The sequence below is a fragment of the Mycobacterium sp. E2989 genome (genome assembly GCF_001667595.1).
Classification (GTDB): domain Bacteria; phylum Actinomycetota; class Actinomycetes; order Mycobacteriales; family Mycobacteriaceae; genus Mycobacterium.
The window spans coordinates 25,666-47,334 of sequence record NZ_LZJX01000063.1; the positions used below are offsets into that span (position 1 = coordinate 25,666).

The window sequence follows — 21,669 nt, forward strand, 5'->3', positions numbered from 1 at the left end:
GGACCGAGTCCCGCAAGCTGGTCAAAACGCTGAGCACTCGCCAGGCACAGGCATCAAGCGTATCAACGGCGGACTCGTGCTCGGCGCATCAATTTTCCTCGCGTGGCGTGCGGCTACACCGAGGTCAGCCCGGGCGCGGCAATTAAGCCAGGACCGTTTGTAATTACTCAGCGCGGGTATCACGCGGCCATGGTCAATGTCGTCCCAGGGCGGTTGATCTCGCTGTGGCGAAGCATCTGGTCCTCACCGGTGCTCACCATGGATGGCTGGGTCGCCTTCAACCTGCCGCGAACCGTGACCGCGTTGGGCGCTTCACTGCTGGTGGGCCTGCTGGCGGTGCACGCCTACGTCTTCGCCACGGAACCCGGGACGCCCGGGTACTTCGCCGTCTACGCGGCGCTGCTGGCGATCTGTTGCCTGACGGCCGCCGCCGCGATGGCGTTCGCCCTCAAACCGCATGTGCCGCAGGCGGGCTGGTACCTCGGCAGCCTGACCTGCCTTGCCTTCCTCGCCATCTACCTGGTCAGCCGGTGGTTCCGCCTGCCGGGGCTGGAGGCGTTGACGGGCCGCTGGGACCTGGCGCCGGGGACGTTGGCGCTTGCGTGCGCCGCCGGCTTCATCGCGGTGCACACGACGGTGCTGTCCGGCATCAACGTGGCCTACCCGCAACGCCAACAGTGGTACGACTGAGGAGAGCCCAGGCATGACGACGCTCGACTACCCGGCGTGGCTGCGAGTGGACCATTGGCTCAACGTCCTGTTCGTCACGCTGATCATCCGCAGCGGCATCGAGATCCTCGCCACCCACCCCAAGTTGTACTGGCACGACGACAGCAAACCCGGCAGCGAGTGGGCGCGCTTCACCCGCAAGGTCATGCCGCGCGACCGGCTGTACGACACCCTCGACGAGGAAGAGTCATACAGCTCCCTGGTCGCGCTGCCCGGTCACAAGAAATTGGGGATGGGCCGCCACTGGCACTTCTTCACGGTGATCTGCTGGATTCTGCTCGGGTTGTCGTATTACGTACTGCTTTTCGCGACCGGGCAGTGGCACCGTTACTGGCCGTATTCGTGGTCGATTTTTCCCGAGGCCGCCAATGACATCGTCACGTACCTCTCGTTCAACCTGCCGCCACTGCTGCCCGGTGAGCCCCTGGACGCCATTCAGAAACTGACCTACGCCGGCGTCGTCTTCGTCCTCGCGCCATTCCAGATCTTGACGGGCGCCGCGCAATCCCCGGCGATCGAGGCGCGCTTCCCGTGGTACGTGCGGATGTGGGGCGGTCGGCAATGGGCCCGAAGCCTGCATTTCCTGGGGTTGCTGGCCTTCGTCGTCTTCATCGTGATTCATCTGTCGATGATCTTCTTCTGGGGCTGGGGTCAACTGACGGCGTCGATGATCTTCGGCTCGGTTCGCAACATCAATTGGGCGACGGCGCTGTCTTTCGTGATCATTGGAGCGATCGTCGCCATCCACATCGCGGCTACCAAGTGGAGCCTTCGGCGCCCGGTTCAAGTCCATCGCCTGCTCGGCGCCGTCGTCACCCGCGTCCGGCTGCTCCTGCTGCGCCCGCTGAACTCCCGGCAGGACTATCCGGTCCGCAAGTTGACCGAAGATCACCGGGTGAACGGAAAGCCGCCCGCCAGCACCGAATACAAGGTGATGGCGGTCCATAACTTCGTCGACTGGCGGCTACCCGTCGGCGGACTCGTCGAAAACCCGGTGACACTGGACCTGGCCGCGCTGCGCGCGCTCGCCGAACGGCACACGCAACGTACGATGCACAACTGCGTGCAGGGCTGGACCAGCATCGGCGAATGGAGCGGGATACTGCTCGCCCAACTGGCCGACGTCGTGCGGCCGTTGCCGCAAGCCAAGTACATCTGTTTCCTCAGCATGCAGGACACCGGCCGTGACGAACCCGCGGCAGAGACGCCGGGGGGCCAGTTCTACGAGGTGATGGACCTCGAACTCGCCTACAAGCCGCAGACGCTGCTGGCGTACGAGATGAACGGCCGGCCGCTGCCCATCAAACATGGTGCGCCGCTGCGGTTGCGGGTGGAGACCCAGGTCGGCTTCAAGATGGTCAAGTGGATCAACGGGATCGAGTTCATCGACGACTATTCCGGCATCGGCCACGGCCTGGGCGGCTGGCGTGAGGACCATGTCCACTACGACAAGGACGTGGAGATTTGACATGACCGAGCACGACCCGGCCGTGCGCCCCGAGCTCATCGACCTGAATTCCGCTGCGCGGCACCGGGTGCTGGAAAACATCGCCGCCAAGGGCGGCCACTGCGAGCGGTGCGGCGGGACCGACTTCGACGTCGGCCACGCCCTGTACCTCGGGTTCCTATTCCTCAACGAGGACAATGACGCGTACATGGTGGCCTTGACTTGCCGCAATCCGGAATGCCCGAAGCCGCGCACCGGGATCGTGTTGCCGCGGAACGACTTCCTCAGCTACGACGCTTCGGGGAACGCCACGGCATCCTGAATCCGCGGGGTCGATCAGCCATCGCGGCCTCTCCGGCGGACAGCGCCGGACGCGGCAGCCCCAAGCTCTCGGCGAGATCGGAAACCCTGCGCAGATCGGCGCACAGCGAGGAGAAGCGCTGCTGGTCCGCGTCGTCGAGCAGACCGAGCGAGCCGTAGTGCACGAGCCGGGGGAGCCGGCCCGCCAGCGCCGCGCCCCAGCGGACGCTTAGGTCATAGACCTCGCCGTCGTCGACCGAATCCTTTCGGCCCAACGCCTCGAGGGCCTCGATTTGCTCCGCGAGGTACTCGACGTCGGCGTCGATGGCCACCGACGGCCGGCCTTCCGATGCCGTGTCCACACCGGGGCGTATACCCCGCGACGGCGGTCTACACGCCGAGTCGGTTGGGTAGTGCAGTCGTATCCCTGCGCCGGGCCGTCCGGCACCGACGACCGATCAGGCCGAGACGGGTTTCTTCGAATCCGCAGAGACCTTCATCAGCTTCATCAGGTTGCCGCCCATGATCTTCGCGACGTCTTCCTGCTCGAAGTCGGTGAGCTCGTCGACGAAGGAGATCGGGTCCTTGAGGCCTTCGGGATGCGGCCAGTCGGATCCGAAGAGGACCCGGTCGGTGCCGACCATCTTGACGATCTCGGCGAACCGGTCCTCCCAGAACGGGGTGATGTAGACGCAGCGCTTGAAGGCCTCGATGGGGTCCTCGCTGAACGCCTGCGGCATCTTTTTGTAGACGCCCTTGAGGCCCTTGAACAGATCCGGCACCCAGTCGGCACCGTTCTCGATCGACAGGATCCGCAGCTCCGGGTTGCGCGACAGCGCGCCGTGGCACACCAGCGCACCCATCGCGTCGATGATCGGCCGGTGGCCCATCACCAGGCTGCGGAACGGGGTCGGCTTGAACGGCAGGAACTCGTCGCCGGGCTCCCACACGTTGGCGAATTCGGAATAGCCGCTGTCCGAGGCGTGCATCGAGACGGGAAGCTCGGCCTTGATGCAGGCCTGCCAGAACGGGTCGAACTCTTCGAGGCCGAACGACCGGCTGCCCTTGTAACCGGGCACCGGCGCCGGGCGCACCAGGACGGTGCGGGCGCCGCGCTCGAGGACCCATTCGAGTTCTTCGAGCGCCCGCTCGACGATCGGCAGGGTGATCACCGGCGTGGCGAAGATGCGGTCTTGGTAGTTGAACGACCACTGCTCGTACATCCACTGGTTCAGCGCGTGGATGACGTCGTGGGTCATCTCCGGGTCGTCCTTCATGCGCTCCTCGACCAGGCTGGCCAGCGTCGGGAACATCAGGGCGTAGTCGATGCCCAGCTCGTCCATGACCTCGAGCCGCGCGCCGGGTTCGCGGAAGGCTGGGATGGCCTTCATCGGCTCCCCGAGGATCTCGCGATAGCTCTTGCCCTGCGCGCCGTTGCGGAAGTAGTCCTCCTGCGCCCCGGGGCGCGCCACCACCTCGAACGTGGGGTTCGGGATGTACTCGCTGATGTGGCCGCGGACCACGATCTTGGTGCGGCCGCGGACCTCGACGTAGTCGATGACGCGCTTGCGGTTCTCGGGCAGGAACTTGGTCAGCGCCTCCTGCGGCTCGTACATGTGGTTGTCCGCGTCGAATACGGGAAAGGAAAGTTCGCGGGACGGCATGGCGATCTCCTTGGCGGAAGTTTCGAATTCTCGGTAAGTGGTAATGACGTTACCACCATTGCGCGACGCGGTGTAGTGCGCCTAAGCGTCCGTTGGGAGTCCGGTGGGTGTCGGCCCGTTGATGATCGCGAAGTTCACCGTCGCGGTCGCGGCGAGTTCATCGCCGTCGCCGTAGATGTCGACCTGCATGACCATCGCCCGGCGGCCGGCTCGCAGCAGCCGCGGCACCGCGCGGGCGGCACCCTGTTTGATCGGCCGCAGGTAGCGGACGAACAGGTCGGCGGTCGTCATGGTGGTTCCCGGCTGCAGGTGTTCGAGCCCGAACTGTCCCCCCGCCACGTCGACGAGCGTGGCGATCAGCCCGCCCTGTAAGGCGCCGGAAGTGTTTGTCACGTGGGGACTGACGGGCATGGTCATAGCGAACTCGCCGTTGTGGGTGCCTGGGCGCATCCCGATTTGGGCGAACAGCTCGGCCAGCGAAGGCTGCACAGATTCGTCATCGGTTTCCCGGATGCCGAGGGCGCGGCTGCAGAAGTCATAGAGTTGGCCCGCGCTGACCGGTGAACCGTTCAATTCCGTTCCCAGCCAATGCAATCGTTGTGCGCCCATCACCGTCTGCATGACGACCGCGGCCGCCGCGCCGACGTCGAGCCCCGGGTTGAAGACCCCCTCGGTAATGCCCTGACCCACGATGTCGCGGATGAGTCGATGCAGCGGCGAGAGCACCCGGGCGTAGTCGCGGGGGCGGGTCTCGGCCAGGTGTTGGTTGTAGAGAGTTAGCGCACGATTGAGGCTGTCCTGGGTGCTCGATTCCGGTTGCTGGCTGACGCGGTCAATCACCAGCTTCAGCGCCGCCGTGCTGTCCAGCCCGTCGGTCTCGGTGCGCCAGATGTCCACCGATTGCGCAATGGTCCGGTCGAACAGCGCCAGCAGCAATTCGTCCTTGCTGCTGAAGTGCTGGTAGAAGGCGCGCAGTGACGTCTTGGACCGGGCGACGACCTCCTGCACCGTGAAGTCGGTGCGTCCCGTCTCGCCCAAGATCTCGACGGCCGTCTTGATGAAGCGGTCGCCGCGCGTGACTTCCACATCATCGCCAAGCTGGGTCATGAGCGTTTCATCCCTTCCTGGGCGCGGTGCGCACTATGAGAATGAGGTTACCGCGGGCACCGGTATATCCGAGAATCCGGCTATTCCGGTCGGCACCTGGTTCGGCGCTGGCGCGACGGTGCGGGGCGTCGTCTCGGCCGCCTTGCCGTGACAATCAGCCCTACCGGCGACGATTCAGGGATTACGCTGCTGGAATGGCAGCAAGCGTGTCCGGGAAAGTTGCATTCGTCACCGGTGGCGCGTCCGGCATCGGTGCGGCGCTGACCACCGAGTTGGTTGGCGGGGGCGCCGAGGTTTGGATCGCCGATCGGCAGATCGGCCCTGCGCAGGAGTTCGCGCACCGCCTCAACAGCGGCGGCGGTGTTAAAGCGCACGCGGTTGAGCTCGATGTGCGCGACTACTCATCGTTCGAGCGGGCCATCGGCGAGGCGGTGCGGCAGTCCGGGCGGATCGACTACCTGTTCAATAATGCGGGCATCGGAGTCGCCGGTGAGGTTGACAAATACACGCTCGACGACTGGAACGACGTTTTCGATGTGAACCTGCGCGGTGTCGTGCACGGTATCCAAGCGGTGTATCCCATCATGATCCGGCAGCACTCCGGGCATATCGTGAACACGGCCTCCATGGCCGGTCTCATGACAACCGCGGGCCAGGCGAGCTACACCGCCACCAAACACGCCGTCGTCGCGTTGTCGAAATCGTTACGGCTGGAAGCCGAGCGCCACGGGGTGCGTGTCTCGGTGCTCTGCCCCGGCGTGATCCGGACTCCGATCCTTACCGGCGGCAAGTACGGACGGACCGAGATGGCAGGCATCAGCAACCAGGAAATCCTCGATATGTGGGAGCGGTTGCATCCGCTGGCGCCTGAGAAGTTTGCCGAGCGCGCGCTTCGTGCCGTGTTGCGTGGTGACGCGATCGTCGTGGTGCCCGGGTGGTGGAAGGCATTTTGGTACCTCGAGCGGCTATCGCCCGCGTTGTCGATGCGTGCCGCAAAAGCAATGCTCAAGCGCGTTCGCGCAATGGAGCAGGCGTCGGCGCCGTCGGTGGGTTGACATCGACTGGCCGCGGCGCCTGTCCCTCTCGTCGCCCGCCGTTGGGCGGCCCAAATCCGTTGCGACTGAGGGTGATCAGGAGACCGCGATGGATTTGGTTTCCAGGTAGCTGTCGATGCCCTCGGGGCCCAGTTCTCGTCCGTAACCGCTGCCCTTCACGCCGCCGAAGGGGGCGAACGGATCCATGGTGTAGCCCTGGTTGACGCCGAGGGTGCCGCTGCGCACCCGCGCCGCGATCGACAAGGCGCGGTCCGTGTCGGCGCTCCACACCGATCCGGCCAGGCCGTACTCGGAGTCGTTGGCGATCGCGACCGCGTCGTCCTCGTCGCGATACGGGATGACGGTGATCACCGGCCCGAAGATCTCCTCGCGGGCGATGCGCATCGTGTTCTCGGCGGAGGCGAACAGGGTGGGTTTGACGTACCAGCCCCGGTCCAGCCCGTCGGGCATCTCGGTCCCCCCGATGACGAGGCGGGCGCCCTCGTCCTGGCCGACCCGGATGTAATCGCGGACGCGTTTCTGTTGCCGGCGCGAGACCAGCGGCCCCAGCTGCGTGCCTGCATCGTTGGGATCGCCCACCCGCAGGGCGGTCATCTCGGCGGCGAGCGCGTCGACGTACTCGTCCTCCCGATGGCCGGGGACCAGCACGCGGGTCAGGGCGTTGCAGATCTGGCCGCTGTTCGACAGGCTGGCCGACCGCACGCCGGCCGCGACCGCCTCGGGTGCGGCGTCGTCGAGGATGACGGCGGCCGACTTGCCGCCGAGTTCGAGACTGACCTTCGTGAGGTTGGTCGCGCAGGCGGCAGCCACCGCCCGGCCCGCCGCCGTCGACCCCGTGAACGACACCTTGTCCACGCCGGGGTGGGACACCAGGAGCTGACCCACCGCGCTGTCGCCGGGCAGCACGCTGACCACGCCCGGGGGCAGGTCGAGTTCTTCCAGCATCTCCGCCAAAAGCAAAGCGTTCAAGGGTGATTCGGGCGCGGGCTTGAGCACAACCGCGCAGCCGGCGAGCAGCGCGGGCACCAGTTTGGTGACGATGAGGAATTGGGGCATGTTCCACGGCACGATCGCGGCGACGACGCCAACGGGTTGCTTGTGCACGTGCACGTCGGCGCCGAAGAAGCCCCGGCGGGTCTCCTTCCAGGCGTGCCGCTCGGCCAGGTCGCAGAACGCTCGCATCATCATCGCGGGCAGGCCGACCTGCGCGCGCTGGGAAAAGGTGATGGGGGCGCCGATCTCGGCGGTGATGACGCCGGCCATCTCGGCGCGCCGTTGATCGTAGATCTCGGTGAGGCGCCGGATTGCCGCGATCCGTTCGGCCGGCTCCGTCCGGCCCCAGGGCCCCTCGACCGCCGAGCGGGCGGCGGTGACCGCCGCGTCGACGTCGGCCGGCCCGGCGGCGGCCACTTCGGCGATGGGTTGCTCGGTGTGCGGGGAGATGACCTCGAATGCGTCGGCGTGCGCCCGCACCAGGCCGCCGTTGGCGATCCGCAACCCAAGGCCATGCTCCATCGAGGACTCCCGTCGGCAATATCAACTACTTGCGATTACGCGGTCGAGCATATACCGTCGGCCCCGACGGGGTCCCACCGAATCACTGAAACCGGTGGCCGCGTGGCTATTCGGATAGGAGCGATCATGGCTCGATTCCCCAAGCCGCCGGAGGGCAGCTGGACGCAGCATTACCCCGAGCTGGGAACCGGACCGGTCTCGTATGAGGATTCCATCAGCCCGGAGATCCACGAGTTGGAGCGCGAAGCCATCTTCAAGCGCGCCTGGCTCAATGTTGGCCGCGTTGAACAACTTTCGCGTACCGGCAGTTACTTCACCAAAGAGCTCAAAGCCGTCAACACCTCGATCATCGTGGTGCGCACCAAGTCCGGGGAGATCAAGGCGTATCACAACGTGTGCCGCCACCGCGGCAACAAGCTGGTGTGGAACGACATGCCGCTGGAGGAGACCAGCGGTGTGTGCCGGCAATTCACCTGCAAGTACCACGCCTGGCGGTACGACCTGGACGGCAATCTGACGTTCGTGCAGCAGGAGGAGGAGTTCTTCGATCTCGACAAGGGTCGCTACGGGTTGGTGCCGGTGCACTGCGAGGTGTGGGAGGGCTTCGTCTTCGTCAACTTCGCCACGAAGCCCGAACAGTCGTTGCGCGAATTCCTCGGGCCGATGGTCACCGCGCTGGAGGGCTATCCGTTCGACAAGATGACCTCGCGCTGGTACTACCGCTCGGAGGTCAAGGCTAACTGGAAGCTCTACATGGACGCGTTCCAGGAGTTCTATCACGCGCCGGTGCTGCACGCGAACCAGTCACCCACGGCGTACTCAAAAGCGGCCGCCGAGGCGGGTTTTGAGGCCCCTCATTACCGGTTGGACGGCCCGCACCGGTTGGTCAGCACGTCGGGCGTGCGCGCGTGGGAGATGTCGGCGGAGATGCGCAAGCCGATCGAGGACATCTGCCAGAGCGGGCTGTTCGGTCCGTGGGACAAACCGGAGCTCGGGGCGATGCCCGCCGGGCTGAACCCCGCGAAATGTGATCCGTGGGGCCTGGACTCGTTCCAGCTGTTCCCCAACTTCGTGATCTTGTTCTGGGGCCAGGGCTGGTATCTGACCTACCACTACTGGCCCACCTCCTACAATTCGCACATCTTCGAGGGAACGCTGTACTTCCCTCAGCCGCGCACCCCGCGTGAGCGCGTCGCCCAGGAACTGGCGGCGGTCTCGTTCAAGGAATACGGGTTGCAGGACGCCAACACCCTCGAGGCGACGCAGAGCATGATCGAGTCGCGGGTGGTCGAGGAGTTCGTGCTCAACGACCAGGAGATCCTGCTGCGACACCTGCACAAGGAGACCGCGGCGTGGATCGACCAGTATCGCCGCACCTTGCCGGCGGGAGTGTGAGCGCGATGTCGCCCATGCTGCCAAGCGAATTCGCCGACCTGGAGGCGTTCACGGACTGGTGTCTGGGTTCCGAGCCGGAGCGCTACGCCAAGAGGTTGGCGAGCACCATGACGGAGATGAAGGCCTTCTACGACGCCATCACGCCGCGGGCGGAAGAGGCCCTGGCGTACTGTGACAAGTTCTCCTTGGACGACCTGCCCGACGACGTGCTCAATCTCATGCACCTGCTGTATTCGATGATCATGGTGTCGTTTCCGGTGGAGTGCTGGAAGCAGCCGCGGGTGCCCGACTCCGGTGCGTCCACCCTGGATTGCGTGTCCGAGCCCGTTCCATGACCACCGTCTTGCGGGCGGCGCGGTGGGCCGACGTGGTCGACGGCCGGGTGCGCTCGCCGGCGGTGGTGGTCGTGGAGGGCGAGCGCATCGCCGCCGTCAATCCCGAAGGTCCAGTGCCGGATTCGGCCACCGTCATCGACCTGGGCGACGTGACGCTGCTGCCGGGGCTGATGGATATGGAACTCAACCTGCTGATCGGCGGCCCCGGTGGACCCGAGGGTTTGCCGTCACCGATGCACGGCGTCCAGGACGACCCGGCCTACCGCACCTTGCGTGGCGCGGTCAATGCGCGCACCACGCTGGACGCGGGCTTCACCACCGTGCGCAACCTTGGGCTGATGGTCAAGACCGGTGGGTACCTGCTCGACGTGGCGCTGCAGCGCGCCATCGACCAGGGCTGGCACGCGGGGCCGCGGATCTATCCCGCCGGCCACGCCGTGACGCCGTACGGCGGGCACCTGGATCCGACGGTGTTCCAGCGCCTCGCGCCCGGCATCATGCCGCTGTCGGTGGCCGAGGGCATCGCCAACGGTGTCCCGGACGTGATCGCCTGTGTGCGTTACCAGATTCGGCACGGCGCGAAGCTGATCAAGGTGTCCGCCTCCGGCGGCGTGATGTCGCACAGCACGGCCCCCGGCGCCCAGCAATACTCCGACGCCGAGTTCGCCGCGATCGCCGACGAAGCCCACCGGGCCGGGGTGCGGGTGGCCGCGCACGCCGTCGGTGACGCCGCGATCCGGGCGTGCATCCGGGCCGGGATCGACTGCGTCGAACACGGATTCCTGGCCAGCGACGAGACGATCCAGATGATGGTCGATCACGGCACCTTCCTGGTCTCGACCACCTATCTGACCGAGGCGATGGCCGTCGACCGCATCGCGCCGGAGCTGCGCAAGAAGGCCGAAGAGGTGTTCCCCCGGGCAAAGGCCATGCTGCCGAAGGCGATTGCCGCGGGGGTGCGCATCGCGTGCGGAACCGACGCGCCGGCGATTCCGCACGGCCACAACGCCAAGGAGCTTGCGGCGCTGGTGCGGCGGGGGATGACGCCGATGCAGGCGATCCGGGCCGCCACGGTGGTGGCCGCGGAGCTCATCGACGCCGACGACGAGCTGGGCCGGCTGGCGCCCGGGTACCTCGCCGACATCATCGCCGTGCCCGGCGATCCCTCGCGGGACATCGACACCACGCTCGAGGTGTCGTTCGTCATGAAGGGCGGCGAAATCTTCAAGCAGGGAGGCGGCGATGGAACTCACCGATAACATCTTGTGGTTGCTCAAGCAGGCCTTCTATTACTCGCTGACCACGATCAACGATTCGATGCGGGTGCACGGGGTCAGCACCGCCCAGATCGGCGTGCTGCGCCAACTCGCCAACGAGCCCGGCCTTTCCGGCGCCGACCTCGCGCGACGCCTGTTGATCAGCCCGCAGGGCGTTCAGCTCGCGCTGACCGCCCTGGAGCGCCGCGGCCTGGTGGAAAGAAAGCGCGACCCCCAGCACGGCCGCATCCTGCAGGCCTACCTGACGCAGGAGGGCCGCAACGTCGCGGGGACGGTCGTCAACGATGCCATCGCCGCTCACGAGAGGGTTTTCGGTGTCCTCACCGTGCAGGAGCAGCAGACCCTGCGGGAGCTGTTGGGCCGCGTGGTCGAAAAGGGCACCGGCCATGAGCTTTTCAACGATCACGTCGACAACTGAAGAGCGAATATCTAGTACTTGATAATGATCGCAAGTAGTTGATATTGTCGGGGGGATGTCAGAGCCCACTGCGACCACCGGGGCGGGGTCGCGCGACAGCGACGGGGTCGTGACCGAGAAAGTGACCATAGAGCTGGACCGGCGCACCACGACGGTGCCCTACAGTGCGGGCGACACCTTGCTGCAGACCGCCCGCATGGCGGGTTTGGCCGCACCGTCGTCGTGCGAAACCGGTTCCTGCGCAACCTGCATGGCGCGCCTGGTCCAGGGGAGCGCCCGGATGCTCAACAACGACGCGCTCGACGACGACGAGGTCGACGAGGGTTGGGTCCTGACCTGCCAGGCGTTGCCGACCAGTCGCACGGTGCACGTGGTGTACGAGTGAACGGTCGGGAAACGGCGATGGGCCGGGTGGCGGTGGTGACCGGAGGCGGCTCGGGCATGGGCGAAGCCACCTGCCACGAGCTGGGTCGGCGGGGGCATCGGGTCGCCGTGCTCGACGTCAATGAACAAGCGGCGCAACGTGTCACCGAGGACCTGCGTGCGGGGGGCATGACCGCGGTCGGCGTGGGCGCCGATGTCACCGACCGGCCCGCGCTCGAGCAGGCGTTCGCCAAGGTTCGTACCGAATTGGGTGCGGTCACGGTGTTGGTGACCAGCGCCGGCCTGTTCGATTTTTCGCCCTTCGCCGACATCACCGCCGAGGCCTGGGCACGGATCGTCGACGTCAATCTGACGGGCACCTTTCATTGCTGCCAGGTCGCGTTGCCGGACATGGTCGACGCCAATTGGGGCCGGATCGTGATGATCTCGTCGTCGAGCGCTCAGCGCGGCTCACCGTTCGCCGCCCATTACGCGGCGTCCAAGGGCGGCGTGATCACGCTGACCAAGTCCCTGGCGCGCGAGTACGCGTCGCACGGGATCACGGTCAACACCATCCCGCCCTCGGGCATCGAGACGCCGATGCAGCATCGGGGCCAAGCCGCCGGCTATCTGCCTTCCAACGAGCAGATCGCCGCCAACATCCCGCTGGGCCACCTGGGCACCGGGGCCGACGTCGCCGCGGCGGTGGGGTTTCTGTGCTCGGAGGAGGCCAGGTTCATCACCGGCCAGGTCTTGGGCGTCAACGGTGGGGCGGTGTTGTGACGTCGATCAGGAGGTTGCGATGACGCGGTCAGGCAGGCCCGCGGAGGGGTCCTGGACCGAGCACTATCCCGAATTGGGCACCGGTCCGGTGTCGTTCGGCGACTCCACCTCGCCCGAGTTCTACGAACTCGAACGGGAGGCGATCTTCAAGCGTGCTTGGCTGAACGTCGCCCGGGTCGAGGAGGTGCCCCGCGTCGGCAGTTACCTGACCAAGGAGATCGACGTCGTCGGGACGTCGGTGATCGTGGTGAAGGGCCGCGACGAGCGCATCCGCGCCTTCCACAACGTCTGCCGGCACCGGGGAAACAAGTTGGTATGGAACGACTTTCCCGCCCAGGAGACGAGGGGAACCTGCCGGCAGTTCACCTGCAAGTACCACGGGTGGCGCTACGACCTCGAGGGCGCCCTGAAATTCGTGCAGCAGCAGGGCGAATTCTTCGACCTCGACCCGTCCGAGTACGGGCTGCGGGGAGTGCACTGCGACGTCTGGAACGGGTTCATATTCATCAACCTCGACGCCGAGCCGCGGCAGACGTTGCGGGAGTTCCTCGGGCCCATGGTCACCGGCCTCGACGGTTACCGCTTCGACAAGTTGACCGAACGCTACGAGTGGGTGGCGCACAACAACAGCAACTGGAAGATCTTCGCGGACGCGTTTCAGGAGTACTACCACGTGCCCTCCCTGCATCCGCAGCAGGTGCCGCCCGACGTGCGGGACCCCAACGCCGGATTCACGTGCGGGCACTTCCAGCTCGACGGGCCGCACCGGCTGGTGTCAACCGCCGGGCGGCGGCGGTGGCTGCTGCCCGAGGAGTACATGTACCCGATCGAACGGGTCACCAAGAGCGGGCTGGTCGGACCGTGGCGCACACCGGATATCGGTGAGCTGCCGCCCGGCCTCAACCCGGGCGGCATCGAGCCGTGGGGGATCAGCAATTTCCAGATCTTCCCCAACATCGAGATATTGATCTACGGCGGCTGGTATCTGCTCTATCGGTACTGGCCCACCTCGCACAACACGCATCGCTTCGAGGCCTACACGTTTTTCCACCCCGCCCGCAGTGTGCGCGAACGCATCGAACACGAGGTGGCGTCGGTGGTGCTCAAGGAATTCGCGCTGCAGGACGCGGGGATGCTCGGAGGCACGCAGGCGGCACTGGAATACGGCATCGTCGACGAGTTTCCGCTGGGCGACCAGGAGATCCTGGTGCGCCATCTGCACAAGGTCGTCGTCGATTGGGTGGATGCCTACCGGCGCGAACGCGCCGCCGAACCGGCGGGGGTGTAGCCCGATGTCCGGTGCCATGCTGCCCAGCGCGTTCGCCGAGTTGGAGAAATATGCCCAAAGGTGGTGTCTGGCAACCGAAACCGAGCGCTGGAACGCCAGGGTCACCAGCACGATGCCCGAGATGCACGAGTTCTACGACGCGTTCTTCCCGCGGCTCGAAGAGGCGATCGAGTATTGCGACAAGTTTCCCCTCGACAGCCTGCCCGACGACGCGCTCAACCTCCTGCGCATGATCTATTCGCTGATCATGGTCGCGATGGCGGTGGAGATCATGCACCAGCCCGTTCCCGTCAGCGCCGCGGACGCGGTCATGATCCGGACCGTCGAGCCGGCGCCGTGACCCGGCTCTTAACCAGAAAGGACGGACCATGAGTCTGCTCACCATCACCAAGCTCACGGCGTCCGTCGGCGCGGAGGTGACCGGCCTCGATCCGGCCCGCCTGGCTTCCGACGAGGGCGGGGCCATCCTGGATGCGTTGGAGCACAACGGCGTTCTGGTGTTCCGCGGTCTGGGGCTCACCCCCGAGGTCCAGGTCGAGTTCTGTCGCCGGCTGGGGGAGGTCGATCACTCGGCCGACGGCCACCACCCGGTCGCCGGCATCTATCCGATCACGCTGGATCCGTCGAAGAACTCGTCGGCCGCCATCTTGAAGGCGACGTTCGACTGGCACATCGATGGCTGCACGCCCCTCGACGACGAGTACCCGCAGAAGGCCACCGTGCTGTCCGCGGTGCAGATCGCCGATTGGGGCGGCGAAACCGAATTCGCCAACTCGTACGCCGCCTACGAGGAACTGACCGACGAGGAGAAGCGCCGCTTCGGTTCCCTGCGCGTGGTGCACTCCCTGGAGGCCTCGCAGCGGCGGGCCCATCGGAACCCCACACCCGAGCAGGTGGCCGCGTGGCGATCCCGGCGCACCCATGAACACCCGCTGGTGTGGACCCACCGCAGCGGCCGAAAGTCGCTGGTGCTGGGCGCGTCGGCCGACTACGTGGTGGGCATGGACCTCGATGAGGGCCGGGCGCTGCTCGAGGAACTGCTCGAGCGGGCCACCGGGGCGGACAAGGTGTACAGCCACACATGGTCGGTGGGCGACACCGTCATCTGGGACAACCGCGGGGTGCTGCACCGGGCCGCTCCCTATGATCCGAGCTCCCAGCGCGAGATGTTGCGCACGACCGTGCTCGGCGACGAACCGATCCAATAGCCGTGACCGGTCCGCGCCCAATCCGGTTGACGCCCTTGCCCGCCGAGGAATGGGACGAGCGCACCCGCACGTCGCTGGCGTCACTGATACCCGCGGAGCGGGCGAATCCCGGCGGCGCGGGCAACGTGTTGTCGACCCTGGTGCGCCATCCCGACCTGACCCGCGCCTACCTTCCGTTCAACGCCTACCTGCTCAAGCGCTCGACGCTGTCGCCGCGGATTCGCGAGGTTGCGCTGCTGCGGGTGGTCCACCTTGCCGACTGTCACTACCTGTGGTCACACCACCTGCCCATCGCCGAACGAGCCGGCCTGAGTTCGCGGGATATCGACGGCATCCGCTCCGGGGCGGGCCTGGATCCGTTGGACCGGACGGTGATTCGCGCCGTCGACGAATTGACGGCCGACAGCAACGTGACGCAGTCCACCTGGGACGAGCTGGGCCGCGCCTTCAGCGACCGGCAACGCATGGATCTGGTGTTCACCATCGGCGGATACCTGTTGCTGGCGATGGCCGTGAACACCTTCGGCGTTGCGGACGAGTCGTAAGGTTGTCTGCTGTGTTGACAAAACCGCTGACCGCCGCGGCGGCCGCCCTTGCCGGTGCCGTGGCCTTCGTTCCCTCGGCCGCCGCGGATCCGGACAACTACGTGGCCTTCCTGTCCCCGTCGCGCAACATCAGCTGCGAGATCGACTACCAGCGCCGCGGCATCCCCGACGGGGCGTTCTGCTTCAGCATCACCCCGCCGCAGTCGGTGACCATGGATGCCGCCGGTGTTCTTTCGCGCTGCGCCGGCGAGGGTTGTCTGGCCAATCCGCCGGAAGGCACGCCGAGCCTCGGCTACGGCCAGACGGCTGGAGCCGGGCCGTTTAGCTGCCGGTCCGAGACGGCCGGCGTGACGTGCACGGTGACCTCGGGGCGCGGCTTCACCATATCCAACGGCGGGATAACGGCCGTGGGCTGACTTTCGGCCCTCAGCCGCCCCGCGCCTCGATCATCGCCGAGCGGTTGACCTTGGTCGCCGCGGTGCGGGGGATGGCATCGACGAACTCGACGGTCTTGGGGGCCTTGTAGTGGGCGAGCCGGCCCTTCGCGTACTCGATCACGTCGTCCTCGGTGAGCGTCGCGCCGGCGGCGAGCTGCACCACCGCATGCACCCGTCGTCCCCACTGCGCATCGGCGAGGCCGATCACGACGACGTCGGCGATCTCGGGGTGGCCCGCCAATGCCGACTCCACTTCCGCCGGAAACACATTCGCGCCGCCGGTGATGATCATGTCGACCCGGCGGTCGACGATGTAGAGGTAGCCGTCCTCGTCGAGGTAGCCGATGTCGCCCGCGGAGCGGAAGCCGTCCTCGGTCGTCGGCAGCGGCGCCGCGCCGCCGACGTAGCGGGACCCCGCGCTCATCGGTGCGCGCAGATAGATTTCGCCGTGCTCGCCCGGGCCGAGCTGTCCGATGCCGGCGTCGAGAATCCGGATCTCGGTGTCCCGGAATCCGCGGCCGACGCTGCCCGGATGAGCGAGCCACTCGTCACCCCGCAGCGCGGTCAGCCCGAGGTTTTCCGTCATGCCGTATGCCGACACGATCTGCTGCGGGCTCAACAACTCGAACCAGGTATGCATGAGCGACGGCGGCATCACCGCGGCGCCCTGCAGGATGAACACGATGCTGGACAGGTCGCGTTCCCGGACATCCGGTCGGGCCGCTATCCGCGCGAGCATCGTGGGCGTGGCCGTGAAGTTGGTGATCTTGAAGCGTTCGATCACGTCCAGAACCAGTGCGGCATCGAACTTTTCCAGTATCACCAGATGATCGCCGGTCAACAGGAAGAAGAAGGTGGCGAAGCCGTTGGTGTGATACATCGGCGCGGGCACCATGATGGTCTGCGGCTGCGCCACCGGCGTCCAGTTCGACAGGAACGGCTCGCCGTGCTGGGGCGTCCAGAGCGACGGCGCCAGGCTGAGGATCACCTTCGGTGTGCCGGTCGAACCGCTGCTGCAGATGCCGTTGACGTTGGGGGACACTGCCACCGGCATCGGGGCGTCGGACTCGGCCGCGGCCTGCTCCTCGAGGCGCCACCGACTCGCCTCATCGACGACGACGGCCGGATCGATCACCTCGCGCACCCGATCCCGCTCCCATTCGGGCAGGTCCCAGTGCATGGGAACGGGAACGGCGCCGATCTTCCAGCAGCCGAGCGTGGCGAGGACCAGGTGCGTCGAGTTCGGAATTGCCAGCGCCACAAGGGAACCGAGCTCGGCGCCGTTGGCGGCCAGCGCGCGCCCCCACTGGTTGGCACGGGCGTCGAGCTCGCCGAACGTCAGCGACTCCGCGGTGCCGTCGAGGGCGACGATGGTCACCCCCGGCTCGTCCCGACGCTGCGCGGCGAGCTCGGAAAGCTTGACCCCGAACGGGATTCCGTCAGCTAGCGGATTCGCCGCGCCTTCGGCCGCGATCGGTTCGGTGGTGCTCACGCCGATACCGGCCCGCTGAACAGCGTCTCCAGGGAGCCGTCCGGGACGCCCGGGATGAGCCGCAGCGCCAGCCCCTCGGCACCCAGCGGCAAGCGGATCAGCGGTTGGGTGTGCCGGTCGAGCACGCTCACGTCGGACTCATCGCAGAAGCCCAGGGCGCCGAGCAATTGATGGGAGGTGCGCAACACCTGCCGGGCGGTGTCGGATGCCTTGAGCCGCAGAACGAGTGCGTCCGCCGACCGAATCTGCGTCGGCAGCGATTCCGGGCGGCAAATGGTGTACTTCGCCAACTCGTGCAGTCCACGCACGGCGACGGCGGCCTCGGCGACGGCGAACCTGACGGCCTGGAAGTCCGCCAGCGGCTTGCCGAACTGGATTCGGGAGCGCACGTGATCGGTGACGATCTGCAGCGCCTGCTGCACCGATCCCAGAATCCGCCATGATCCCAGCACGAGATGAAGGTTAACGTCGTCGGCCGGAATCGTGCCATCGGGTGCGTCGAGGGAAGCGGGCGCCAGGAACGGCCCCAGTTTGGCGTTGGTGCGCGACGCGGCCCGCGGGCGGTACCTGTTGCCGTCCAAGTCGGCGGCGACCCAGTCGCCGGGCAGGTCGCCGTGGTCGATGCGCGGCGCCTCGGGGTTGACCAGGGCGAGGCGCGCGCCGTCGATCGAGAGCAACTCCTCGACGAGGGGATAGGGCAACACGGTCGCGCCGGCCGCGCGGCACAGCACGGCCGCTGCGAGCAGGTCGTCGGGCGCCGACCGGACATCGAGCTCGAACGCGCCGACCTCGGTCAGGGCCGCGCGGGCGGCGTCCCGGACACCGTCGTCCGTTTCGGCGCGCAACGCCGCCGGCGGGCCGCCCAACCGGGCGAGCCGCTTGGCCGCGACGGCGGCAAAGTCGCTGATGTCTTGTGGCAGATCGGTTTTCACCGGTGTTCTCCCAACACGTCGCGGGCCACCAGCATCTTCTGCACCTCGATGGTGCCCGATGCCACGGTGGCCGCCTGTGCGTAACGCCAATGGTCTTCGATCGCCCCGTGCAGTGCGGCACCGGCGCCGCTGTCCAACGCGACCGGGCCCAGGACGTCGAAAAGTAGTTCGGCCACCTGCTGATCACAGGTCGTGGTGGCGATTCGGGCGGCGCTGGCCGCCGCGCCGGCCGCGGGGTCGTCCTGCAACGACACCGCGCGATACGCCAGCAGCCGGGCCACCCGCAGATCGACGAGCGCCCGCACCCACCGGGAGCGCAGCGATTCCGGCAGCGCGCCCCAGTCGTCGCCGAGCGCGGTGCTCATCCGGTCGAGCAGCGATTCGCAGCGCGCGTAGCGGGCGATGCCGACCCGCTCGAAGGCCAGCGCCTCGCGCATGACGCGCCAGCCGTCGCCGACCTCGCCGAGAACGTCGCCGGGGAACGCCTGCACGTCGTCGAGGAACATCTCGTTGAGGTGATGCGGTCCCAGCATCGACCCGATGGGCCGGACGGTGAAGCCGGGCCGGTCCATCGGGATCAGAAAGAGCGTGAGGCGCTTGGGTTTTGGCGCCTCGGGATCGGTGCACGCCGCCAGCACGCACCACGACGCCATCAAAGCGTACGACGTCCACACCTTCTGGCCGGTGATGCGCCAACCGTCCCCATCCGGGATGGCACGCGTGCGCAGCGAGGCCAGGTCGGTACCGGCCTCCGGCTCGGAGAAGCCCTGGCACCAGATCACGTCGCCGGCGGCGATGGCGGCCAGGTGCTTGGCCTTCTGTTCGGCCGTTCCGTAACGCATCAGTGCCGGACCCACCCAGTTGATTCCCATGTACTGCGGGCCGCGGGGCTCGTGCTGGGCCCACATCTCCTCGCGCAGCACCGTCTGCTGCCAGACCGAACCGCCGCCGCCGCCATGCTCTTTCGGCCAGGCCAGCGCCAGCAGGCCCTCGGCCGCCAGCAGTTTGCAGAACGTCTCGGTGGTGGCCAGGTCGCGCGGGTTCTCGGTGCAGGCGCCGAGGAAGTCGGCGGGGATGTTGTTGGAAACCAGCTCGCGCAGGTGCTTTCGCAGCTGCGCGGCGTCGTCGCCGAGGTCGTAATCCATTCGTCGTCATCCCTTCGGCAGCCCGAGCAGCCGCTCGGCGATGATGTTGCGCTGGACCTCCGATGTGCCGCCGTAGATGGTCGCGGCCAGCGCGTCCTGGCGTTCGAAGAGCAGATCCGGATCGCTGAGCGACTGCGTCCCCTCGGCGACGGCGGCGAGCTCCCAAACACGCTGCAAGGTAACCGATCCCAGCAACTTCATGGTGTCGGCCTCCGGGCTCGGTCGTCCGGCCAGCTCGTTGCCCAGGGCGCGGTAGCCGGTGGCCCGCAGCGCTTCGGCGTCCGCGAGCAGGGAGCCGAGTTCCGTGCAGATGTCGGCGGTCGGCTGCGCCCCGCGCACCGCATCCAGCCCGCGCTTGATCTCGACCCAGTTCATGATCCAGATCATCTGGCGTTCGTGGTGCAGCGACGACAAGGCGACGTTCCACCCGCCGTGCAGGGGGCCGAGCAGGTTTTCCGCGGGCACCTCGACGTCATCGAGGAAGACCTCGCAGAAAGTCTCGTCGGAGATCGAGGCCATCCGGATGGGCTCGATGCGCACCCCCGGGGAGTGCAGGTCGAGGATGAGGCACGAAATGCCACGGTGTTTCGGCGCCGCCGGGTCGGTCCGGGCGTACAGCGTGCACCATCGCGATTCGTGGGCTTGGGTGGTCCAGATCTTGTGACCGTTGACGCAGAAGCTGTCCCCGTGGCGTTCGGCGCGCGTGCGCAGGCCGGCGAAATCCGAACCGGCTTCCGGCTCGGACATGCCCAGCGCCCACCACTCGTCACCGCGCAGCAGCGGAACCAGGAGGCGGTCGACCTGGGCCGGCGTGCCGAACTGGCGGATGCCGGGCGCGGCGACGTTGGGGCCGGCGATGTTGGGCAGCTTGGGCGCGGACCGCATCGCCGCCTCGAGCCGCACCTCCATGGCGTCGCGCAGGCCCAGCGACCGGCCACCGTGTTCGCGGCTCCAGGTCGGTTGTAGCCAGCCGGCCTCGAAGGCCGCCCGCTGGTAATCGCGCCGCAGCTTCAGGTCCCAGCGGTAGTCGCGATAGTTGTCGTAATAGTCCCTCGGCAGGAAGTCCGTCAGCCACGCGCCGAATTCGTCGACTATCGAAACCGGCGCGGTCATGCCGCGCCTCCCGCGAAACGGCGGCCCACCTCGAGATAGAGCGCGCGGCTGTCGCCCAGCATGGCGGCGGCCTGCCAGGCGTGCCGGACGTAGAGGTGGGCGTCGTGCTCCCAGGTCTGCCCGAGCGCGCCGTGCACCTGGACCGCGGTTCGCGCGCAATTGCCGGCCGCATCACCGGCCGCCGCCTTGGCCAGCGCCGCGGCGGTCCAGGCATCGGCCGGGGGTGTGGCCGGGTCGCCGAGGCGGGCGGCGGCGGCGTAGGTGAGGCTGCGGGCGCGCTCCACTCCGACGTAGTTGTCGGCGAGCGCATGCTTGATTCCCTGGAACGCGCCGATCGGTGTGCCGAACTGGCGGCGCGTCTTCGCGTGCTCGACGGCGCGATGCAGGGCGGCGCTCGCCGTGCCGACCAGGTCGGCGGCCGCGGCGACCATGGGCGCCGTCAACGCCTTTTCGATGCCGACGGGCGCGGTGGCCAGCGGCTCGGCTTCGACCTCGACGTCCGCCAGCGGCTGGGCGGGGTCGGTCGATTCCCCCGCGACCACGGTCACCCCCGCGCCGCAGCGGGCGACCGCCACCACGGTGCCGTCATCGGAGTGCGCCAGGGTCACCAGCAGTTCCGAACGGGACAGGTTGGGGACCGCGACCGCTCGCCCACGCAGGCGGCCGCCGCGCAGCGTCATCGGCGCGCCGGGCAGCCGAGATCCCCGGGAGTGCACGGCCAGGGTGGCGACGACACCGCCCGCGATGTCGTCGAGAACCGCGTCGAGACCGGCGCCCCGCAACGCGCCTGCGGCCAGGCCGACGCTGCTCAGCAGCGGAATCGGTGCGATCGCGGCGCCGCATTCCTCTAGCACCACCGCGAGCTCGACCGGTCCGTAGTCGCCGGCCCCGGGCGCCGCCAGTTCCGTCCAGCCGAGGTCCACCACCGTCTTCCACAGCGTGCGCCACCGCTCCGGATCCGTCATCGCCTGGCGAGCGGAGTCGGGCGGGCACTCCGCGCGGAGGATGTCGCGCACGGTGTCGCGCAGCGACAGCTGCTCCGAACTCAGTCCGACATCCATAAGACCCCTAACATAATAAAAATAGTAAACTAGCGGCCCGGTTCGCAATCGCACGGGAAC

The 21,669-nt window shown here is 67.3% G+C and carries 23 protein-coding genes and 1 pseudogene; 15 read left to right on the top strand and 9 right to left on the bottom strand.

The window, feature by feature from the left end; all coding sequences use genetic code 11:
* Positions 1 to 189: 189 nt before the first annotated feature.
* From A5680_RS12210 to A5680_RS12220, 3 genes are read left to right on the top strand one after another with little or no spacing between them, the layout of a single operon-like run.
* On the top strand, positions 190 to 690 hold the full coding sequence (locus A5680_RS12210; protein WP_067819607.1) for an oxidoreductase: 501 nt from the start codon (positions 190 to 192) through the stop codon (positions 688 to 690).
* 13 nt (positions 691 to 703) lie between these two features.
* Entirely contained in the window at positions 704 to 2,197 is a 1,494-nt protein-coding gene (locus tag A5680_RS12215) for a molybdopterin-dependent oxidoreductase (protein ID WP_067819610.1), read from the top strand.
* Position 2,198: 1 nt separating this feature from the next.
* A complete protein-coding gene (locus A5680_RS12220; RefSeq protein WP_067819613.1) occupies positions 2,199 to 2,498 on the top strand; it encodes a hypothetical protein in 300 nt (99 codons plus the stop codon).
* Here A5680_RS12220 and A5680_RS12225 read toward each other — a convergent pair.
* The 3 genes from A5680_RS12225 to A5680_RS12235 form a co-directional block, all read right to left on the bottom strand.
* Positions 2,461 to 2,838, bottom strand: a complete 378-nt coding sequence (locus A5680_RS12225) for a hypothetical protein (protein ID WP_082970348.1) — start codon at positions 2,836 to 2,838, stop codon at positions 2,461 to 2,463. The two genes, A5680_RS12220 and A5680_RS12225, sit on opposite strands and share 38 nt — an antisense overlap.
* A gap of 96 nt (positions 2,839 to 2,934) precedes the next feature.
* Complete coding sequence (locus tag A5680_RS12230; RefSeq protein WP_055402470.1) at positions 2,935 to 4,140, bottom strand: amidohydrolase family protein; 1,206 nt, start codon at positions 4,138 to 4,140, stop codon at positions 2,935 to 2,937.
* Positions 4,141 to 4,221: 81 nt separating this feature from the next.
* Positions 4,222 to 5,247 (bottom strand): hotdog fold thioesterase, encoded by a 1,026-nt coding sequence (locus A5680_RS12235; RefSeq protein ID WP_067819619.1) that lies wholly within the window; start codon positions 5,245 to 5,247, stop codon positions 4,222 to 4,224.
* A gap of 194 nt (positions 5,248 to 5,441) precedes the next feature.
* On the opposite strand from A5680_RS12235, the gene A5680_RS12240 reads away from it, so the two are divergent.
* Positions 5,442 to 6,302, top strand: coding sequence for an SDR family oxidoreductase (locus tag A5680_RS12240; protein ID WP_067819621.1), 861 nt, complete (start codon positions 5,442 to 5,444; stop codon positions 6,300 to 6,302).
* A gap of 75 nt (positions 6,303 to 6,377) precedes the next feature.
* On the opposite strand, the gene A5680_RS12245 is transcribed toward A5680_RS12240, so the two are convergent.
* Entirely contained in the window at positions 6,378 to 7,817 is a 1,440-nt protein-coding gene (locus A5680_RS12245) for an aldehyde dehydrogenase (protein WP_082459818.1), read from the bottom strand.
* 126 nt (positions 7,818 to 7,943) lie between these two features.
* Between A5680_RS12245 and A5680_RS12250 the strand changes: the two genes are divergently transcribed.
* The 11 genes and pseudogenes from A5680_RS12250 (at position 7,944) to A5680_RS12300 (ending at position 15,845) form a co-directional block, all read left to right on the top strand.
* Positions 7,944 to 9,212: an aromatic ring-hydroxylating dioxygenase subunit alpha gene (locus tag A5680_RS12250; RefSeq protein ID WP_055402476.1), complete on the top strand. Its 1,269-nt coding sequence runs from the start codon at positions 7,944 to 7,946 to the stop codon at positions 9,210 to 9,212.
* Entirely contained in the window at positions 9,209 to 9,547 is a 339-nt protein-coding gene (locus A5680_RS12255) for a hypothetical protein (protein WP_197281196.1), read from the top strand. Before A5680_RS12250 ends, A5680_RS12255 begins: the two co-directional genes overlap by 4 nt.
* A complete protein-coding gene (locus A5680_RS12260; protein WP_055402479.1) occupies positions 9,544 to 10,806 on the top strand; it encodes an amidohydrolase family protein in 1,263 nt (420 codons plus the stop codon). The genes A5680_RS12255 and A5680_RS12260 overlap by 4 nt, the downstream gene beginning before the upstream one ends.
* Positions 10,790 to 11,242 (top strand): MarR family winged helix-turn-helix transcriptional regulator, encoded by a 453-nt coding sequence (locus A5680_RS12265; RefSeq protein ID WP_055402481.1) that lies wholly within the window; start codon positions 10,790 to 10,792, stop codon positions 11,240 to 11,242. The genes A5680_RS12260 and A5680_RS12265 overlap by 17 nt, the downstream gene beginning before the upstream one ends.
* A 106-nt stretch (positions 11,243 to 11,348) precedes the next feature.
* Positions 11,349 to 11,627, top strand: a pseudogene (locus A5680_RS12270) (2Fe-2S iron-sulfur cluster-binding protein); the annotation flags it as partial.
* Between the two features lie 17 nt (positions 11,628 to 11,644).
* Positions 11,645 to 12,388, top strand: a complete 744-nt coding sequence (locus A5680_RS12275) for an SDR family NAD(P)-dependent oxidoreductase (protein WP_055402524.1) — start codon at positions 11,645 to 11,647, stop codon at positions 12,386 to 12,388.
* A 19-nt stretch (positions 12,389 to 12,407) separates the two neighbouring features.
* A complete protein-coding gene (locus tag A5680_RS12280; RefSeq protein ID WP_055402485.1) occupies positions 12,408 to 13,676 on the top strand; it encodes an aromatic ring-hydroxylating dioxygenase subunit alpha in 1,269 nt (422 codons plus the stop codon).
* 4 nt (positions 13,677 to 13,680) lie between these two features.
* Complete coding sequence (locus A5680_RS12285) at positions 13,681 to 14,016, top strand: hypothetical protein (RefSeq protein WP_067819623.1); 336 nt, start codon at positions 13,681 to 13,683, stop codon at positions 14,014 to 14,016.
* A 28-nt stretch (positions 14,017 to 14,044) separates the two neighbouring features.
* Positions 14,045 to 14,884, top strand: coding sequence for a TauD/TfdA family dioxygenase (locus tag A5680_RS12290; RefSeq protein WP_067819625.1), 840 nt, complete (start codon positions 14,045 to 14,047; stop codon positions 14,882 to 14,884).
* 2 nt (positions 14,885 to 14,886) lie between these two features.
* Positions 14,887 to 15,429 (top strand): carboxymuconolactone decarboxylase family protein, encoded by a 543-nt coding sequence (locus A5680_RS12295; protein WP_231977617.1) that lies wholly within the window; start codon positions 14,887 to 14,889, stop codon positions 15,427 to 15,429.
* A gap of 11 nt (positions 15,430 to 15,440) precedes the next feature.
* Complete coding sequence (locus tag A5680_RS12300; RefSeq protein WP_231977618.1) at positions 15,441 to 15,845, top strand: hypothetical protein; 405 nt, start codon at positions 15,441 to 15,443, stop codon at positions 15,843 to 15,845.
* A gap of 10 nt (positions 15,846 to 15,855) precedes the next feature.
* On the opposite strand, the gene A5680_RS12305 is transcribed toward A5680_RS12300, so the two are convergent.
* The 5 genes from A5680_RS12305 to A5680_RS12325 are packed head-to-tail and all read right to left on the bottom strand — an operon-like array spanning position 15,856 to position 21,609.
* The gene (locus tag A5680_RS12305; protein WP_067819633.1) at positions 15,856 to 17,358 is read right to left on the bottom strand and encodes a class I adenylate-forming enzyme family protein; all 1,503 of its coding nucleotides are present in this window, start codon (positions 17,356 to 17,358) and stop codon (positions 15,856 to 15,858) included.
* Positions 17,355 to 18,290: an acyl-CoA dehydrogenase family protein gene (locus tag A5680_RS12310; protein WP_067819636.1), complete on the bottom strand. Its 936-nt coding sequence runs from the start codon at positions 18,288 to 18,290 to the stop codon at positions 17,355 to 17,357. The genes A5680_RS12305 and A5680_RS12310 overlap by 4 nt, the downstream gene beginning before the upstream one ends.
* Entirely contained in the window at positions 18,287 to 19,435 is a 1,149-nt protein-coding gene (locus tag A5680_RS12315) for an acyl-CoA dehydrogenase family protein (RefSeq protein ID WP_055402496.1), read from the bottom strand. Before A5680_RS12315 ends, A5680_RS12310 begins: the two co-directional genes overlap by 4 nt.
* Before the next feature lie 6 nt (positions 19,436 to 19,441).
* Positions 19,442 to 20,548 (bottom strand): acyl-CoA dehydrogenase family protein, encoded by a 1,107-nt coding sequence (locus A5680_RS12320; RefSeq protein WP_055402498.1) that lies wholly within the window; start codon positions 20,546 to 20,548, stop codon positions 19,442 to 19,444.
* Complete coding sequence (locus A5680_RS12325; protein ID WP_067819638.1) at positions 20,545 to 21,609, bottom strand: acyl-CoA dehydrogenase family protein; 1,065 nt, start codon at positions 21,607 to 21,609, stop codon at positions 20,545 to 20,547. Before A5680_RS12325 ends, A5680_RS12320 begins: the two co-directional genes overlap by 4 nt.
* Between the last annotated feature and the right edge of the window lie 60 nt (positions 21,610 to 21,669).

What these genes read in the sequence shown, in the direction of transcription:
- A5680_RS12210 (WP_067819607.1), top strand. Translation starts at nt 190, where the DNA reads ATGGTCAATGTCGTCCCAGGGCGGTTGATCTCGCTGTGGCGAAGCATC.
- A5680_RS12215 (WP_067819610.1), top strand. Translation starts at nt 704, where the DNA reads ATGACGACGCTCGACTACCCGGCGTGGCTGCGAGTGGACCATTGGCTC.
- A5680_RS12220 (WP_067819613.1), top strand. Translation starts at nt 2,199, where the DNA reads ATGACCGAGCACGACCCGGCCGTGCGCCCCGAGCTCATCGACCTGAAT.
- A5680_RS12230 (WP_055402470.1), bottom strand. Translation starts at nt 4,140, where the DNA reads ATGCCGTCCCGCGAACTTTCCTTTCCCGTATTCGACGCGGACAACCAC.
- A5680_RS12235 (WP_067819619.1), bottom strand. Translation starts at nt 5,247, where the DNA reads ATGACCCAGCTTGGCGATGATGTGGAAGTCACGCGCGGCGACCGCTTC.
- A5680_RS12240 (WP_067819621.1), top strand. Translation starts at nt 5,442, where the DNA reads ATGGCAGCAAGCGTGTCCGGGAAAGTTGCATTCGTCACCGGTGGCGCG.
- A5680_RS12245 (WP_082459818.1), bottom strand. Translation starts at nt 7,817, where the DNA reads ATGGAGCATGGCCTTGGGTTGCGGATCGCCAACGGCGGCCTGGTGCGG.
- A5680_RS12250 (WP_055402476.1), top strand. Translation starts at nt 7,944, where the DNA reads ATGGCTCGATTCCCCAAGCCGCCGGAGGGCAGCTGGACGCAGCATTAC.
- A5680_RS12260 (WP_055402479.1), top strand. Translation starts at nt 9,544, where the DNA reads ATGACCACCGTCTTGCGGGCGGCGCGGTGGGCCGACGTGGTCGACGGC.
- A5680_RS12265 (WP_055402481.1), top strand. Translation starts at nt 10,790, where the DNA reads ATGGAACTCACCGATAACATCTTGTGGTTGCTCAAGCAGGCCTTCTAT.
- A5680_RS12275 (WP_055402524.1), top strand. Translation starts at nt 11,645, where the DNA reads ATGGGCCGGGTGGCGGTGGTGACCGGAGGCGGCTCGGGCATGGGCGAA.
- A5680_RS12280 (WP_055402485.1), top strand. Translation starts at nt 12,408, where the DNA reads ATGACGCGGTCAGGCAGGCCCGCGGAGGGGTCCTGGACCGAGCACTAT.
- A5680_RS12285 (WP_067819623.1), top strand. Translation starts at nt 13,681, where the DNA reads ATGTCCGGTGCCATGCTGCCCAGCGCGTTCGCCGAGTTGGAGAAATAT.
- A5680_RS12290 (WP_067819625.1), top strand. Translation starts at nt 14,045, where the DNA reads ATGAGTCTGCTCACCATCACCAAGCTCACGGCGTCCGTCGGCGCGGAG.
- A5680_RS12315 (WP_055402496.1), bottom strand. Translation starts at nt 19,435, where the DNA reads ATGGATTACGACCTCGGCGACGACGCCGCGCAGCTGCGAAAGCACCTG.
- A5680_RS12320 (WP_055402498.1), bottom strand. Translation starts at nt 20,548, where the DNA reads ATGACCGCGCCGGTTTCGATAGTCGACGAATTCGGCGCGTGGCTGACG.
- A5680_RS12325 (WP_067819638.1), bottom strand. Translation starts at nt 21,609, where the DNA reads ATGGATGTCGGACTGAGTTCGGAGCAGCTGTCGCTGCGCGACACCGTG.